Genomic DNA, 16,678 nt, shown 5'->3' with positions numbered 1-16,678 from the left:
TTGTTTGTTATATTGCTGTGACATAAGGCAGTTATGATAATGAATGAAAGAAGAGTGCAGCATTAAATAACAAATATATAAATGATGTTAAATGGGAAGGAGAGACAAGATGGAAAACGGAAAAGTAGCATTTGTGGCAAGTATCTTACTGGTGGCGTTGATTTACTTCGCGTCTGTTAAAGAGATTGCTATTCCAAGAGAGAAAATAAAAGAAATTCAAATGATTGTCGATGAAACAAGCCATGGGAAAGTACAAGTAGATTGGCGAAACGTAGCCGCGGTCGTACATACTGAATATGGTCTTAATTCTGTATCTAAAAATGAAATAAAAAGCATTACAGCTCGTTTTATAGGAAAAAGGGAGAATAACTATATATTAAAGGATATGCAACAAGTGACCAAGGATATGAAATACAATCAAAAGCAAAAAAAGCGTGTTAGCTCGTTCCTGAAGCAATTATCTAGTGAAGGGGACATAGCAGCGAAAAACAAAAACAATAGTATGCAACGATATTTTATCGAGAGTATTGAAGAGGCAGCGATCTCTAATTATAAAGCGTACAAAATCCTGCCTTCTATTACAATCGCACAAGCTATACTGGAATCGAATTGGGGAAGATCACAATTATCAACGAAGTATCATAATCTTTTTGGAATCAAAAGCTATAATTGGAACGAGAAAACAGCGAATTTAAGTACGAATGAGTTTTATAATCAGACCATTAAAGATGATTTCAGGGTGTATGAGGATGTATATGAATCCATAGAAGATCATGGTTTATTCTTATCTGAAAATCCTCGTTACAGAAAGCATGGATTGTTTTCTTCCAACACATATATGGAGCAGGCTCTGGCTTTACAAGAAGCTGGGTACAGTACGATAGAAAATGAAGAAGGTGAGAGAATATATAGTAAGCAATTAATAGAATTAATTCAGCAGTATCAGTTACAGTTGATCGATAGTAATGTTCAGCTTAAATATGCATGATTTCTTCTTTACGTAGAAATGGGTGAGTTGGATATTATCCCCTATAGGTAGATAGTGTAAAAAGACCATAAAAAAAGATGTAGGTTTTCAGTTACCTATAGAATTATGTAGTTTATGTTAATATCTTCTAGACATATTTTGCAATTCCTTGTTTAATTTTAAATGACTTTATTGTAAATGAAACATTTTTATTGTCACTATACATAAGGGAGTTGCTTTGACAGCTCTTTTTCTTATGGTGCTAAACCAGCTAATAGTTTGTCAACATTTTTCAATGAACACTTAAAATATTTCATGCTATTTAGTTATACTTTTAAACTATGCTAGATCTTGGAAAGTCGCTTATTTAAAGGGCTTTCCTTCTTTACGTTTCTTATCATAGAACTCTCGTAATCCCTTGTTCCGAGGGATGATTTCATCTTTCGTTCTCTTCTTGCGACAATCACGAATGGTACAACGAACTGCCATAAAATGAAAATACACTATTTTGTTGTTTTAGTTTTATCCTCAGTTTTATTGTTAGGGTGTACTTCGAAGCAAAAGAATTACAATGTTACGAAAGCAGAAGTACATAAAGGCCCAAAGGAAAAAAGTAATAAATCAAATTCTAGTTCTAAAATTATATTACCTAACAACAATTCAAAACAAACACCATCATTCACTGTAAATGAAAAATAAAAGATGTAATAATGCTATATGAAATAAGGGGTGAAAATCGGAAATTTGATTTTTTCGAAAAGCCTTTGTAGGAATGGCTTTTTTGGACAATGGATGAACAGCTTCCGCTAGGCGAGTTAAAAGTAAAAGCAGTTCAAGATGAAAGTGGTAAGAGTATAACAGCAAAAGGAGTGATAGTAAAAGAAGAGACACCTATAAAAGAATTATCTAAAGATTATACCCAAAAGCCAGTTACTATTAATAAAATAGTGAAAATATGTTGACGAATGATATGTATCCGCTTACAATGATACTTAGTTATTAGTATATTTAGAAAATTAAAAAGAATTATCAGCATGACAATGGTATTCGACAAAAGAATCGGGTGTCATGCATCATGTACGGATTAGCGGGAGAAGTCTTATTAACAAGCGATCTAAAACGAATGAATTGGCATTATGGAAAAGGAAAAGTCGGTTCAATGGAGTAGAAAAAATAGTAGTGGCCATTGAGACGTCAGCAATAAGACTGGGATTAGTCAATCCCGATATTTATCGTGATATGCATGTTCTGTATCATGCGATTATCGAAGCACTGCATGGAGTGACACGCGGCCAAGTCGAGCTTGGTGGTCTTTTGAGGACGGCGGGACTTCGGTTTGCTATCGTTCGAGGCAGGCCGTTTAAAAACGGGGACGAAGGAATGGATTGCTGTCGCCGTGTATGGAACGATTGGAGCACAAGTTCGGGGATTTGAACATGAACCGGTTAGCTTGGGAATTAACCACATTTAAATAATTTAAAGCCTATAGTTATTTAGTGAAATAGGGGGCTGTATTGACGACTGGATAAGTCTGTCAATATAGCCTCCTTTTTGTTTGTTTTAAAAAAGGAATAAGGGGTGTAGGAAATGATTATGTTAACGGGCCAATCTTTAACAATTGAAGAGGCGAAAAAAGTATTGTATGGTAATGCGTTTGTCACGGCTTCAGCCGATAGTGTTAAGAAAGTGGAAAAAAGTAGGGAAGCTGTTGAAAATATCGTGAAACAAAAGAAAGTAGTCTATGGTATTACAACCGGTTTTGGAAAATTCAGCGATGTGTTGATTGATGCAGGGGACGTAGAGCAGCTGCAGTGGAATTTGATTCATTCCCATGCATGCGGAGTAGGAGAACCGTTTCCTGAATTGGTTTCAAGAGCTATGGTTCTTCTCCGCGCCAACGCGCTATTAAAAGGGTTTTCCGGCGTTCGTCCTGTTGTCATTGAGCGTTTGCTTGAGCTTTTGAATGCGCATATCCATCCGGTCATCCCTCAGCAAGGCTCTCTAGGGGCGAGTGGGGACTTGGCGCCTCTTTCTCATTTGGCACTTGTATTGATGGGAGAGGGCGAAGTGTTCTATAAAGGGGAGCGAATGGAGGCCATCATAGCTTTATCGAAAGAAGGCATTCTTCCGCTGACACTTAAAGCAAAAGAAGGTCTTGCTTTGATTAACGGAACGCAGGCCATGACGGGAATGGGACTCGTCAATTACATCGAAGCTGAACAGCTGGCCCATCAAACTGAGGCGATTGCTTCAATGACGTTAGAAGGGTTACGCGGCATTGAAGACGCCTTTGATCCGGATGTTCATCTAGCTCGCGGTTACCGCCAGCAATCAGAGGTCGCGGAACGGATCCGCCGCATGATCAACGGTAGCCAGCTCATCACCAAGCAAGGGGAACTACGGGTACAGGATGCGTATTCTCTCCGCTGCATCCCGCAAGTGCATGGGGCATCATGGCAAACTCTCGATTATGTAAAAGAAAAATTGGAAATCGAAATGAATGCTGCAACGGATAATCCGCTTATTTTTGATGATGGTGAAAAGGTTATTTCAGGAGGCAACTTCCATGGACAACCGATTGCATTTGCGATGGACTATATGAAAATCGCTGTGGCCGAGCTTGCGAATATTTCAGAGCGCCGTATTGAGCGACTCGTCAATCCTCAGCTGAATGATTTACCACCATTCTTAAGTCCGGAACCTGGCTTGCAGTCGGGAGCGATGATCATGCAATATTGTGCCGCTTCACTCGTCTCTGAAAATAAAACACTCGCACATCCTGCAAGTGTGGATTCCATACCATCTTCAGCGAACCAAGAAGATCATGTTAGCATGGGAACGATTGGATCCCGACACGCCCATCAAATCATTCAAAATGTTCGTCGCGTTTTGGCGATTGAACTCATTTGTGCCTTGCAGGCGGTGGAATACCGTGGAACAGAAAAGATGGCTCCATTTACAAAAGAGTTGTATACGGAAGCAAGAAAGCTTATTCCAAGCATTACACATGATCGTATCTTTTCAAAAGATATTGAAGCAGCGGCAAGCTGGTTACATCAAATCGATTGGAATTCATTTATTCATAGGAGCTTACCCACCAAATAATAGTATGTGAGGGAGTAACCGAATTTTAAAAATGCATGCGAAGCTTTTTCTATAAAGGTTAGGCTAATAAGATCAAAAAGTAGTCCTTCACTGGGTTTTTATGTCAGCTATTCTAGTTGCGTAATGCTACACAGACCCCTATATTCCAAAAAAGTTAATAATATGTTTTAATAACGGCCGTGATAAAGAAAAATCGGAAGAATTAAACCTATTGATAGAGTGATTTCCTTTGCTTTATTGATTCAAGATAAAATTGCATTATTGGAGGGGAATCTAATTTGGAAAATCAGCAATTGCAACTGCCTGCTAAAAATGAACAAAACCAGCCGTCAAATACTTTACAAAGAAAACTAAAAGCGCGCCATCTAACGATGATTTCGTTGGGCGGTGCGATTGGAACAGGGCTTTTTCTCGGCAGCGGGCCGGCCATTCACACTGCAGGACCTGGAGGGGCTTTGGTCGCTTATGCCGTTATTGGTATAATGGTTTATTTTATTATGACAAGTCTCGGAGAACTAGCATCATTTATGCCTGTAAGCGGAGCTTTCAGTACCTACGCAACGCGTTTTATTGATCCAGCACTTGGGTTTGCGCTTGGTTGGAATTATTGGTTCACTTGGGCGATGACGCTTGCCGCAGAACTATCTGCCGCAACGATGGTTATGAAGTTTTGGTTTCCTCACAGCCCGTCATTGTTATGGAGTTCTTTGTTTTTAGTTTTGATATTCTTGTTGAATTACGTATCCGTTAAAGGGTATGGAGAAGGGGAATATTGGTTTTCGCTCATTAAAGTGGCGACCATCATAATTTTTATCGTTGTCGGTATATTGATGATATTCGGGATTATGAATGGAGAGGCGATTGGTTTTAAAAACTTCACAGTTGGCGACGCTCCGTTTGCCGGTGGTTTTTTAGCAACATTGGGTATTTTCATAGCTGCTGGTTTTTCTTTTCAAGGGACAGAAATAGTTGGTGTTGCAGCCGGCGAGAGTGAAGATCCGGCAAAAAATGTACCACGTGCAGTTCGCAGCATCTTTTGGAGGATTTTCCTATTTTACATCCTAGCGATATTTGTAATTGGATTGATAGTTCCTTATACGAATAGCAGTCTGCAGGGACATACGATCATGGTTAGTCCGTTTACGATGGTGTTTGAAAAAGTGGGACTGGCATTTGCTGCTTCCGTGATGAATGCTATCATTTTAACAGCCGTACTATCCGCAGGTAATTCGAGTCTTTACGTGACAAGCCGAATGTTGTACTCAATGGCAAATGAAGGGCTGGCACCGCGTATTTTTGGGAAGCTCAACAAACGCGGCGTTCCCATTTGGGGACTGGTTGTAACTTCACTTGTAGGGATGTTGGCATTTTTTGCTTCCATTTTTGGTGATGGAGTAATATATATTTGGCTGATGAATGCAGTTGGAGTCACTGGATTTATATTTTGGCTGGGTATAGCTGCCAGTCATTACCGGTTTAGAAAAGCATACATTGCTCAAGGTTTTTCACTGGACGATCTTCCTTATCTTTCAAAATGGTTTCCTTTCGGACCGATATTTTCATTTATCCTTTGTTTTTCGGTTTTATTGGCGCAAAACTATCAAGCCTTTATCGGAGATCACATTGAGTGGGCGAGTGTAATTGCTAGCTATCTTGGTATCCCATTATTTTTGGTGATGTGGCTTGGCTATAAATTTATTAAGAAAACTAAAGTAATTCCGTTAGAAGAATGTCAAATTGATTTCGATGAACACAGGAATGCAAAATAGACATAAGATCCCTTTTAAGAATTTATTCGAATTAATTATTAAATAAATATAACTTTCGTTGTTAAGAAAAGTTCCCGATGATTTATACGATTTGATGCTTTCAAATACAAATTATTTACTTATTGGCTTTTAAAAAGTGCAAGAGTTTACAAAAGGGTCGCTGATGCAGTCCTTTTTTTGTATAGCTAAATGGGGAGGAAAGTTCCTAAATATTACATACACTAATATAATAGTATAGAGGAGACCCATTTATCTGGACAGCTTTTATAAACACCATGCAATTTGATTTAAGTGAATTATTCCGTGAATACAGAACATTAACAAAAAAGTGAGCAGGTTTAAAATCAAGGATGTGAAAAGGTGTCTAATTTAGTGACAGTTAAAATTCAAATTGTTGTAGTGGGTTTTTCAAACTATTTTTCAATCCATGTTTTTAACCTTTGGCAAAAAGTTCTTAAAAATAATGATAAAGTTTTAGAAAAAATAGAAGCAAAAGAACATTAATAATAAAAAGTGACATTGACTCAAACAATTCAGCTATAAAAACAAAAGAATTTGAAATAAGAGTGGAGGAGTTGCTGAGGCAACCAATTCTTATGGAGGTGCAGGATAGTTAAAGCGTGCTGTTTGACCTTTTTTCAACAAATGGGCGAGATTTTAAAAATGGTAGGAATTCTTTCTTAGTCTCTTCACACATATAAACATATATTTACCTTTGTTATCATAAAGCTTTATAAAAAAAGAATGAAATACAAATAAAGGGAAAAGGTACCTCGATATCGTATAAAACATATGTAATTCGTTTTTTTACTAACTAGTCATTTGTTGCTTAAGCAACATCATTAATAGGAGTGAAGATAATGGAAGCGGCGGTAGAAAGTATTTTTACAAATGAAATGGTGGAATTGGCCGGGCGTTTTTTTCAAGTGAGTGCAGAGAGTCCAGTAAAACTTGGGGATGCAGAAAACTATGTATTTGAGGTTTACCGGGATGGAACACCATTCATCTTGAGATTGACACACCAATCACATCGTACAAAAGAGCAAGTGCTTGCTGAGTTAAAGTGGATTGAGTATTTACAAAATGATGGAAGTGACATTCCGAAAGTTATTCCTTCAACAGAAAATAACTTAGTTGAAATTGTAACGGGTCTTGATGGGACAAATTTTTATTGTTGTCTGTTTGAAAAAGCACCTGGAGTAAGGATGAAAGTAACTGATGAAAATTTTAACGAACATTTATTTTTTGAATGGGGGAAAACAATAGGCCAACTACATAAAAAAACAAAAAGTTACAAGCCTGGAACAGAATATAAAAGATTGAATTGGTATGAAGAAGAATTATTGAATGCAACACTCTATCATGTTGATGTTCCAGAGCAAGTGATACACCAACAAGAATTAATTATTAAGAAATTAAATGCTCTTCCAGTTCATCAAGATAACTTTGGATTGATTCATTCTGATATTCATCACGGCAATTTCCATTATCATGAAGGTAAGATTTATGTTTTTGACTTTGATGACTGTTCTAATCACTGGTTTGCAAGCGATTTGGCAATACCTCTGTATTATTTTATGTGGAGCTTAGAACGTGAGGGCGTAAATGACCTCGATGGATATGCTACCGAATTTATGAGGGAATTCATAAAAGGATATGAGACAGAAAATCACCTTGCACCTGAAGATTATGAAACAATACCTCTATTTTTAAAGTTAAGAGATCTAACTTTATATAGTTTTTTCTATAAAAAGTACGATATAAAGAATACAGATAGTCAATTAAACAAAACAGTTCAAAAAATTGAACGGAGAATAAAAGAAAGTCGTACTATTGTTCACTTCGATTCGAACGTGATTTTTTAAGAGATTGAAGGTTCGCATGGAACAAATAGGAATAGTTAGGTAGGGGAAATTATGCAAATTAGACAAACTACAGATTATGAAAAAATTGCAAAATTAAATCGATATGTTCACAATTTGCATGCAAAGCTTTATCCCAGATATTTCAAGGAATATAACTATAGTGAAATTAAAGATACATTCAAAAGTTTAATCAACAACAACAGTTTTGTTTTCCTTCTTTTAGAAGATAATGAAGAATCAATTGGTTACGTGTGGATAGAGATTAGAAACTATCCAGAAAATGTTTTTAAAAATGGTTATAATTCTGTATATGTGCATCAGATTAGTATAGTTGAGAATCAAAAGAAAAAAGGTTATGGAACGAGGTTAATGGAAGAGGTATATAAAATAGCGAAAAGGAACGATATAGATTTAATTGAATTAGATTATTGGTTTGAAAACGATGATGCAAAAGAGTTCTATAAAAAACATCATTTTATAAAGTACAGAGAATTTGTTTATAAACAGTTATAGTTTATTGTTTAACTAACAGATGCGATACTTCAAATATAGGAAGGTCGCTTTTTCTTATTAAAGAAATGAGGGAGTTTAAGAAGAACTTCATATTGTATCCCTTTTATTTATATTTAAGATTTTAATAAAATGAATGATACTAGGGGGACTATTATGAAGGTTAATCAAAGAACAACATTTATTAATGAAAAAGAAGTTCAATACACACATATTGAAACCGGAAGTCCGGTTGTTTGTTTTATGTTTTCTGGAGCAGGTTACACGTATGAGAAGCCTTTATTTTATTATTCGACAATGACAATGCTTCAGAATCAGTATGATGTCGTTCATATTCATTATTCATACGGCCAGGATGTAATCAAGTTTCCATTGGAAGATATCACAAAAATCATTGTTAATGATGTCAATCACATCATTACTGAGGTGTTTAAAAATCAACGATATCAAGAAACGGTATTTTTAGGAAAATCACTTGGTACAATTCCTATCATCAACGGACTTATGAAAATTGATATGAATATGAATTCTAAAATGATTTTGCTTACACCACTTTTAAAGTTTGATTCAATTTTTGAAGCATTATTAAGTAGTAATCATTCAGCCCTTATTGTTATAGGCGAAAAAGACCCTCATTATATTTCTAGAAAAATCCAAGAAATTGAAAATAAAACAAATATAAAAATTGAAAAAGTCCCCAATGCTAATCATTCTTTAGATATTGAACCATTTGATACTTCAAAGTCCATTACAGTCTTAGAAAATGTAATGAAAAGAATAGACAAGTTCTTAAAATATAACTCTAGTTCAGCTAACGGGTGTGATTCTTCATAAAGTAGGATACACTGTATTCATTGATCAGTGCGTTAACCATCCTGCCCGCTTATATTACTCTGTTCAGTAAAAATAAAAAAAGTAGCCATCCATGATGTGGATTGGCTACTTTTCTTATTGTCTTATTGATTTAGAGCTGATATATAACGTTCATAATAATTTTTTACTCATGTTGTACCAAATTACTCTTCCATGCTCTGAGCTTGAAACACCGCTGTTGAGGTATCCATAGTTTTCATAGAAGCGAATTAAGTTCTCTTTACAAGTAAGTGTAATCGTTTCACGTTTGTTCGCTCTCGCTTCTTTTTCAAGATGAGCAAGTAACGCGGATGCCACGCCTCGTTTTTGGAAATGCGGGGACACCGCTAACCCTAAAATAGTTTGATAACCACCAGACCCTGGGTTTACCTGTATCTCACTAAATAAATCATCTGTAATGAACGCTGTGTCAATGACTGGTCCATTGATTAAACCCGCGAGCACACCGTCCTCCTCCGCTACAAAAAAACTATCCGGGATTAATTGAATGCGCTTTTCGAACGCTTCTTTTGTAGCTGCTTCTTCTTTTGAAAAACAAAGATGTTCAATAACTACAAGTTCAGGTAAGTCTTCCATTTTTACTTTTCGTATGTTCAGCATATCTACCTTTCCTCCAAAATAAACCATATTCTTAAATTAATTATAATATTTTATTAAATAAATAGAGATTTAAATGTACATCTTCATCTCCTAACAAGATTTTCGTACATGAGTTTATTGTAACAAAAACTAGCATAGGTTAGGCCACTTGACTTTTCTAATTCAGCTTTTGGGGACAGCTGCATAAGGAAAAAGGTATAATTTAACGAAAACCTAAACAGGCAGGTGAGACAAATGACCTTGGAGAATTTTAATGAAATGCAAGAACGTGTAGAAAATGGAGAAGAATTTAGTTTTGACTATAAAAATGAGGAATACTGGATAAGTCAAAATCCAGATGAGTACTACCTTGCACGAGTTAGGGGTTCGATAACTCAAGAATTTGATACTTCCAAAGCTCTTTTTGAAAATGGAACGATTAAGGGAAGAAAACTTTTCGAAATTTATATGGATATTGATTGGAACTAATAGTGATTTTCTAAAAGGAGTACATTTTATGAAATTTACATGTCCATGCTGCGGTTATAAAACACTGAATGAAGAACCACCAGACACCTATGAAATTTGTGAAATCTACTTTTGGGAAGATGATGGCTATCAATATAAATATCCAGATGAAGACGACGCAAACAATATTTCCTTTAGAGAAGCACAACAAAACTTTATTAAATTAGGAGTTAGTGAAGGAGCCTTTTCGAAGAACGTAAGAAAACCAAAAAGGTCCGATATAAAGGATAATAATTGGAAACTATTAGGAAGGCTTGAGTAAAAAAATAGAAATACGGAGATTTCAGTTATTGAGGAGTGGGAGATATTCGTAGCTTGTGTTCACTAATAATTTTTTTATTCATGATCGCGGGATGTTCTAAGAATGAAATGGAATATTATTCGAATCCTAATATGGTAAGCGTAAACGATTTGATTTTACATAAAACAAAAATTGGTGAATATCAGGTGTTTGAATCTGACAGTAAATTGTCTATTGAAGGAAATGGTGAACCAATAGAGATTGATTTGCCTGAACATAGTCATCTCAAAAGCTTGCACTTATCCCATGATGAGCGGTATTTAGCCTTTGATAGTCAGGTTCAAGAGAGAGTGGAAATTTTCGTCGTGAATTTGCAAACAGGTGAATCTAGCAATATATCAGATTCATACGATTATGCTGGATACGAACAACCATATGGAATAGCTTGGTCTCCTGCTAAAAATATAATGGCCCTGATCGGTGGTTATCCTGATTCCGCAAGAATTGTCCTATTTGATATGGATTCAGGTGAAGAAGGACACGGGGGCTCAGAAATATTTAAAGACATATATGGTGTGAAATGGGATAGAGATGGAGAGTCGATTCATTACCTTGTGGATTCGTTTGATGGAGATGGTGATTATACAGAGTATCAAACAGAAATCCAATCTGACCATGAGTTGCTTGGGGGAACGATTAACAAGATCAAGGCATTAAATCAGGAAGAGTATGAAGAATGGTTTATTGATTAAAACACTAGTTAGGGTTGCTTCGGCAGCTCTTTTTCTTATGAAGTTAACGGGCTATTTTACTGGAAGAATAATACTTTTGATATAATTGGTATATTAGTTATTTGTGATGGAGGTAATAAAAATGTTCAAATCGATTATTATATTTATTGTATCGTTATTTATTCTATATTTAGTAATTGAAAATGCTGTAAAAAACGGTATTAACCGTTCAAAAATTGGTCAACTCCTTGAATCGAAGTATGGTATCGAAGAAACTAAAAAGTCATCATTCTTAGATGATGATTTGGACAAAGAATAATAAGTTCATTCAACTAACTCGTGCAACTAATGTTATGTAAAATATGTGTAGAAAAAATAGTATTAGTCTAAAAGAAAGCATGTCCTCATATTTTTCATGGTAAAACTCTTTTTAAAGGAGAGGACCTTAAATGAGCGAACAAACTATCAAAGTGAATGGAATTACTATTTTTACTGAAAGCTTTGGAAATGTAAATGATCCAGCGATTTTACTGATGATGGGAGCCACTGCATCTATGGTATGGTGGGAAGAAGATTTCTGTCAACGCTTAGCAGACCGGGGCCTATATGTCATCCGGTATGATAGTCGTGATGTTGGCCGTTCAACTACTTATCCACCAGGAAACCCAGAATACTCCTTTGAAGATATGGCTGACGATGCTATTCATGTTTTAGATAGTTATGGTATTGAGCAAGCCCATATAGTAGGGATGTCAATGGGCGGCATGCTTACTCAAATGATTGCATTAAGGCACCCTGAAAGGGTTTTGACAGTTACCCTTATTGCGACATCAAATTTTGCACCAGAGTTACCTCCAATGGAGGAGAAAGTGACAAAATTTTTTGGTCAAGCAGGTGCAATAGACTGGACCAATGACCAATCCATTATTGAATTTATCGTGGGCAAATGGAGAATAATCTCTGGATCAAGACATACATTCGATGAACAGCGTATACACCGATTGGCAATCGAAGAAATAAGAAGGTCTAACAACATAGCTAGCATGAATAACCATGGTCTAATATCAGGAGGTGAGTCATACCTAACGAGAACGAAAGAAATTACTGTTCCTACTTTGATCATCCATGGTACTGAAGATCCAATTATTCCATACGAACATGGGAAGATGCTTGCTAACTTAATAAAAGATGCAGACTTATTCACATTGAATGGTACAGGGCATGAGCTTCACTATAACGATTGGGATGCATTGATTGATGTCATTACAAAACACACTCTACGGTTATCTTAATTATAAAAAATACTATTTTATTAATGTTGTTAAACTACTGGGTGATTTACTTCACTATGAGAGGTTGCTGAGGCAACCTTTTTTGTATGAAAACATATTCGTGAAAGGCCATACAAAATAAGCCCACCATATTTTAATTTTTTGAAGGACGTAAATGTGCTATGTCGTTATATTAACTGGTTATGCAGTTTGTTGTTCAGATGGAGCGATTGTATAGCCTTTCTTTTTTAGGAATTCGATCTTCGTTAATTTGTTTTTCTTCAAGGTAATTTGAGCCTAGATATGAGAGGGTTCTCCTGTTTTTAAGATGTTGTAAGCAATCGTCAATAGTAAATGAGCAGAAGCAATTCGTCCTTTCATTTTTCCCTGCCATTTGGTAATCCTTTTTCGATGTGAAGTAATTCGATTATCGATTATTTTGCCTTGACGTCGCTAGTACACACGCTACAACCATCGTTTTCAAAGCTTTGTTTCCTTGTGTGGTTTTACTTGTTTTTTTTACCAGCACTTTCATAATTTCCGGGACTCACACCCATACAACCCGGTGGCTACAACGTTTTCCGCTCTTTCCTTCTAGAGCTACAGGTGAGTTTTTTAATTTTAATCACTTCCTTAATTTAATTTAATTTTCTATGTATATAATTCTTAACAATATCAAAACCTATGAATAGCAACACATTACATTCATAGGAGCTGACAACATGGCTAGAAATAACAACAGTAATCAATTAGTAGTTAATGGTGCAGAGCAAGCTCTAGAACAAATGAAATACGAAATCGCTAGTGAATTTGGTGTTACACTTGGCGCTGATACAACATCGCGTGCAAACGGATCTGTTGGTGGAGAAATTACAAAACGTTTAGTGCAAATGGCTGAACAACAATTAGGTGGAAGAACTCGTTAATCGAAATCATAAGTAATGTTAGGGATAGTGATTGGGCTATCCCTATTTATATTAAAAAGGTATTATTCTACATGACCTTTAATAATCTTAATGTAGTCATCTTCAAACACTGTTTTTTGAAGTTTATTATTTGCATTAGGCTCCTAATCAATCTAAAAAATAATTGAGAAATAGTCACTGTTCTTTATACCTGATGGTGGGATAGAGGATAATGAACAACACGAAGAATGCCTTAGAAGAGACAGGTTATTCAATATCAGACCTCTCTTATATATTAAGTTAAAGTGATATTACTTAACCCAAATTTGGAAATTCCATCATCTCTAGATGAAGGTGTTATATATGAAAGACACTACACTCTTAATTGGCTAGTAAACCCTTATATGGAACAAGAATGGGGGGAAGTACGTACAGATACATAAAAGTTGAAATACATACTTTTATGCTCCTTTATCAGAGGCGAAAGATCAGGGTTCGAACTGACGCAGTTGATTATTTTTGTTAAATGTGAAGTTATATACTTAAACTAACGGGTGCGTTAACTGAAGATCAGAGCTGTCCTTAAGGCAGCTTTTTCTTTATGCAACTTTCGGGGCAGTATAGTTGAAGAAGGAACTTAAATTTAAATCTCGAATATCTAATGTAATCGGATAGCTAAAAATTTGATGAGATAGGAGTTAGATACGATGATAAAAGGTTTCGGAGGAATATTTTGGAGAACTAAGAATCTTGAAGTTATAAAAAAATGGTACAGTGAAGTGTTGAAGATAGAAATAGACAATTGGAATGGGACTGTGATAAAACCCCAATTAGGAAATGAGACTATCTTTTCTTTCTTTACCGAGAATGACAGTTATTTTCCAACAGAACAACAAGTGATGTTAAATTTCCAAGTATATAATCTAAACGAGACTATTAAGCATCTTGAACATATTGGTGTACCTCTTGCAAAGAAAAAAGAGATTAGTGAATTTGGAAATTTTATTTGGATTGAAGATCCTGAAGGTCGACTGGTCGAGCTTTGGGAGAAATAGCGGGTTGTAATCATTTGCTATTAAGCTAACAGGTGCGTTTGCTGAAGATCGGAGCTGTCCTTTAAGGCAGCTTTTTTTTTATGCAACTATCGGGGCAGGATAGTTGCAGAGTGCTGTTTAATCTTTTTTCAACAATTGGGCCGGATTGTAAACAACAACTCTTAAAAAATTGAATCACTGAAAGGTAACTTTCTGAAAATTATGAAATTTTTTATTTTATGGTTGTTTTTACCTGTTATTAGACATATCATAATGATATATCAATTTGATATATCATTGTGATATGTGGAAGGGGATTGTTACATGTCAATTGAAAGTTCTATTCTTGCTATATTAAGCTTTTGGCCCAGTACAGGATACAATATTAAAGCAGAGTTTGAGCATAAAGCTGCCGGCTTATACTGGGGAATGAGTTATGGGAGTATTTATCCGAAATTAAAGAAGCTTGAAGAAGAAGGACTTGTTTATCCTATTGAACAAGAGGAAGAGGGACGTAAAAAGAAACTTTATGAACTTACCCCAAAAGGGTGGGAGGAATTTGAAAACTGGCTTCGACTCCCTCCTGCCTACCCAATTATTAGAGACGAATTATTAATGAAGATGTCCACTTGGCACGAAGATATGGAAAGCTCAGTATTAATCAGTCATCTACTAAAAAGAAAAGAGACAACCGAAGATTTACTTGAATTTGTAAAAGCCTGGCCAACAAACGGAAGCTCTTACATCAGTAATGTGGGTATGCTAACCATCCGCTATGCCGAATTACGACTGGAAGCTGAGTTGAAATGGATTGAAGAATCGATAAATGCATTGGGAAATAATCAACTTCCAAAAGGGCAGGATCCAAATGGGAATACAGAAAAACTGCTAGCAAGACGAAGAGAGGCAACCCAAGGAGAAAAGGAGAAATAACTCATGAAAGCTGGAATATTTGAGCCTTTAAAATTCCGTCCATTTCGTTCATTATTTGGCGCGCAGCTATTTTCTGATCTGGGTAATTGGCTCGATTTTATTGCTTTACAGGTTATTGTTGCTTACCATTGGGGGCTAGATGAAACAGCCATTGCCGCAGTGATCATTGTATTAGGGCTACCTTGGGTCATCATAGGTCCCTTTGCAAGTGTATTCGTGGATCGACTTCCAAAAAAGCAAATGATGATCATTTGTTTATTTTTAAGGATCATGTTTGTAGGAGGGCTGTTTTTTGCTCCTAACCTTTATATCCTTTTAATATTTGTGTTTTTGAAGGGAACAGTCGCAGCAATTTACGACCCAGCAAGACAAAGTATGATTAGGTTTACGGTCCCTGATAACCACCTTCCAGAGGCGGTAACACTTAGTCAGCTTTCCGTTAATACGATGAAAATTGTTGGTCCTGCACTTGGAGGAGGCGTCATAGCTTTATTTGGAGCAAAAAGTCCATTCTTATTTGAAGCTGCAGGTTTTTTCATCGCTATATTAATTTTATTAACTCTTCCCAACATGGATGAAAAAGAAATGAATTCTGACATTAAATCTGAAAAGAAAAATAGGAATAATGGTCACTATTGGAAAGAACTATTAGATGGCATTAAGCACATTTCATATACCCCATTATTAAAAAGCTCAGTTATCCTATCCTCTGTAGCGTTTTTTATTATTTTCCTGTACGATGGACTATTCGTATTTATTGCCCAAAACCTTGGCTTCACGCAAGGGAATTTTGGGTTACTGATTAGTGCTGTGGGTCTGGGAAGCGTGGCAGGCTCACTTTTAATGGGCAACTGGACTCATTGGAAAAGAAAACCTATTCATTTTATGTCAAGTGCATTACTTTTTAGCGGTTCATTAATCATTGTAATGGGACTTGGTAGTATGGAGATTGTAAATCTACCTGTATTAGCCTGGGTGATTGGCGCATTTTTCCTTGGTTTCATGGGCTCCGGTGAGTCGGTCCCTTATGGATTTATCTTGCAATCGGAGACACCCAAGCAAATGATGGGCAGAGTATCTGCTGCGGCCACATCATTACAAACCTTTTCTATGCTTATTGCACCTGCTTTGGGATCCCTTCTTGCCAAATGGCTTGGAGTTTCATTCGTCTTGATAGGAGCAGGAGGGGCAACCTGCTTATTGGGTGCAATTGTCCTCATCTTTATCGTGAGAAGAATAAACGTTCAAAAAGATATTCAGGAAAAACAATTCCAAGTTTAAAAAGTTACATGACGATACAATTTATTTTGGAACATGAACGTTGAAGTTGGGAGGAGGTTTTTAACAACCGTAATTTATTGGTCATA

The 16,678-nt window shown here is 36.1% G+C and carries 19 protein-coding genes and 2 pseudogenes; 19 read left to right on the top strand and 2 right to left on the bottom strand.

Annotated elements, in window-relative coordinates:
- The first annotated feature begins 109 nt into the window (after positions 1-109).
- Positions 110-988 carry a glucosaminidase domain-containing protein gene (locus JFU24_RS05920; RefSeq protein WP_201249715.1) on the top strand — a complete coding sequence of 293 codons (879 nt, stop codon included), beginning with the start codon at positions 110-112 and terminating at the stop codon, positions 986-988.
- A gap of 345 nt (positions 989-1,333) precedes the next feature.
- Here the strand turns inward: JFU24_RS05920 and JFU24_RS31235 are convergent.
- Positions 1,334-1,459, bottom strand: a pseudogene (locus JFU24_RS31235) (IS110 family transposase); the annotation flags it as partial.
- Between the two features lie 296 nt (positions 1,460-1,755).
- Here JFU24_RS31235 and JFU24_RS05915 point away from each other — a divergent pair.
- The 8 genes and pseudogenes from JFU24_RS05915 to JFU24_RS05880 all read left to right on the top strand — a co-directional run bounded on the left by JFU24_RS05915 (position 1,756) and on the right by JFU24_RS05880 (position 9,050).
- Positions 1,756-1,929 carry a hypothetical protein gene (locus tag JFU24_RS05915; protein ID WP_157443890.1) on the top strand — a complete coding sequence of 58 codons (174 nt, stop codon included), beginning with the start codon at positions 1,756-1,758 and terminating at the stop codon, positions 1,927-1,929.
- 113 nt (positions 1,930-2,042) lie between these two features.
- Positions 2,043-2,438: pseudogene (locus JFU24_RS05910) on the top strand (HutP family protein).
- A gap of 116 nt (positions 2,439-2,554) precedes the next feature.
- On the top strand, positions 2,555-4,072 hold the full coding sequence (gene hutH, locus JFU24_RS05905) for a histidine ammonia-lyase (RefSeq protein WP_053345559.1): 1,518 nt from the start codon (positions 2,555-2,557) through the stop codon (positions 4,070-4,072).
- A gap of 371 nt (positions 4,073-4,443) precedes the next feature.
- Complete coding sequence (locus tag JFU24_RS05900) at positions 4,444-5,841, top strand: amino acid permease (RefSeq protein WP_201183326.1); 1,398 nt, start codon at positions 4,444-4,446, stop codon at positions 5,839-5,841.
- A 360-nt stretch (positions 5,842-6,201) separates the two neighbouring features.
- Positions 6,202-6,345, top strand: coding sequence for a hypothetical protein (locus JFU24_RS05895; RefSeq protein ID WP_201249714.1), 144 nt, complete (start codon positions 6,202-6,204; stop codon positions 6,343-6,345).
- A gap of 356 nt (positions 6,346-6,701) precedes the next feature.
- Positions 6,702-7,706, top strand: a complete 1,005-nt coding sequence (locus JFU24_RS05890; RefSeq protein ID WP_201249713.1) for a phosphotransferase enzyme family protein — start codon at positions 6,702-6,704, stop codon at positions 7,704-7,706.
- Between the two features lie 51 nt (positions 7,707-7,757).
- The gene (locus tag JFU24_RS05885) at positions 7,758-8,219 is read left to right on the top strand and encodes a GNAT family N-acetyltransferase (protein WP_201249712.1); all 462 of its coding nucleotides are present in this window, start codon (positions 7,758-7,760) and stop codon (positions 8,217-8,219) included.
- 153 nt (positions 8,220-8,372) lie between these two features.
- Complete coding sequence (locus JFU24_RS05880) at positions 8,373-9,050, top strand: alpha/beta family hydrolase (RefSeq protein ID WP_201249711.1); 678 nt, start codon at positions 8,373-8,375, stop codon at positions 9,048-9,050.
- Between the two features lie 150 nt (positions 9,051-9,200).
- Here JFU24_RS05880 and JFU24_RS05875 read toward each other — a convergent pair whose 3' ends face one another.
- Positions 9,201-9,689: a GNAT family N-acetyltransferase gene (locus JFU24_RS05875; protein WP_201249710.1), complete on the bottom strand. Its 489-nt coding sequence runs from the start codon at positions 9,687-9,689 to the stop codon at positions 9,201-9,203.
- A gap of 240 nt (positions 9,690-9,929) precedes the next feature.
- Between JFU24_RS05875 and JFU24_RS05870 the strand changes: the two genes are divergently transcribed.
- The 10 genes from JFU24_RS05870 (at position 9,930) to JFU24_RS05825 (ending at position 16,592) form a co-directional block, all read left to right on the top strand.
- The gene (locus JFU24_RS05870) at positions 9,930-10,157 is read left to right on the top strand and encodes a hypothetical protein (protein ID WP_446728287.1); all 228 of its coding nucleotides are present in this window, start codon (positions 9,930-9,932) and stop codon (positions 10,155-10,157) included.
- A gap of 28 nt (positions 10,158-10,185) precedes the next feature.
- Positions 10,186-10,458, top strand: a complete 273-nt coding sequence (locus JFU24_RS05865; RefSeq protein ID WP_201224908.1) for a CPCC family cysteine-rich protein — start codon at positions 10,186-10,188, stop codon at positions 10,456-10,458.
- A gap of 107 nt (positions 10,459-10,565) precedes the next feature.
- Positions 10,566-11,189, top strand: a complete 624-nt coding sequence (locus JFU24_RS05860; protein WP_201224907.1) for a hypothetical protein — start codon at positions 10,566-10,568, stop codon at positions 11,187-11,189.
- A gap of 121 nt (positions 11,190-11,310) precedes the next feature.
- A complete protein-coding gene (locus JFU24_RS05855; RefSeq protein ID WP_236694887.1) occupies positions 11,311-11,487 on the top strand; it encodes a hypothetical protein in 177 nt (58 codons plus the stop codon).
- A gap of 130 nt (positions 11,488-11,617) precedes the next feature.
- Positions 11,618-12,460, top strand: a complete 843-nt coding sequence (locus JFU24_RS05850; RefSeq protein WP_201224906.1) for an alpha/beta fold hydrolase — start codon at positions 11,618-11,620, stop codon at positions 12,458-12,460.
- A gap of 701 nt (positions 12,461-13,161) precedes the next feature.
- Complete coding sequence (locus tag JFU24_RS05845; protein WP_034304517.1) at positions 13,162-13,365, top strand: alpha/beta-type small acid-soluble spore protein; 204 nt, start codon at positions 13,162-13,164, stop codon at positions 13,363-13,365.
- 284 nt (positions 13,366-13,649) lie between these two features.
- On the top strand, positions 13,650-13,787 hold the full coding sequence (locus JFU24_RS05840) for a DUF4272 domain-containing protein (RefSeq protein WP_201181098.1): 138 nt from the start codon (positions 13,650-13,652) through the stop codon (positions 13,785-13,787).
- Positions 13,788-14,051: 264 nt separating this feature from the next.
- Positions 14,052-14,399, top strand: coding sequence for a VOC family protein (locus JFU24_RS05835; protein ID WP_201224904.1), 348 nt, complete (start codon positions 14,052-14,054; stop codon positions 14,397-14,399).
- Positions 14,400-14,702: 303 nt separating this feature from the next.
- Complete coding sequence (locus tag JFU24_RS05830; protein WP_201224903.1) at positions 14,703-15,311, top strand: PadR family transcriptional regulator; 609 nt, start codon at positions 14,703-14,705, stop codon at positions 15,309-15,311.
- Positions 15,312-15,314: 3 nt separating this feature from the next.
- Positions 15,315-16,592: an MFS transporter gene (locus tag JFU24_RS05825; RefSeq protein ID WP_201224902.1), complete on the top strand. Its 1,278-nt coding sequence runs from the start codon at positions 15,315-15,317 to the stop codon at positions 16,590-16,592.
- Positions 16,593-16,678: the final 86 nt, after the last annotated feature.

Origin of the sequence: Peribacillus sp. TH27 (assembly GCF_016650915.1) — a bacterium.
GTDB lineage: Bacteria > Bacillota > Bacilli > Bacillales > DSM-1321 > Peribacillus > Peribacillus butanolivorans.
The sequence above is the reverse complement of the archived record's forward strand: the minus strand, read 5'-3'. Positions and strand labels throughout refer to the sequence as shown.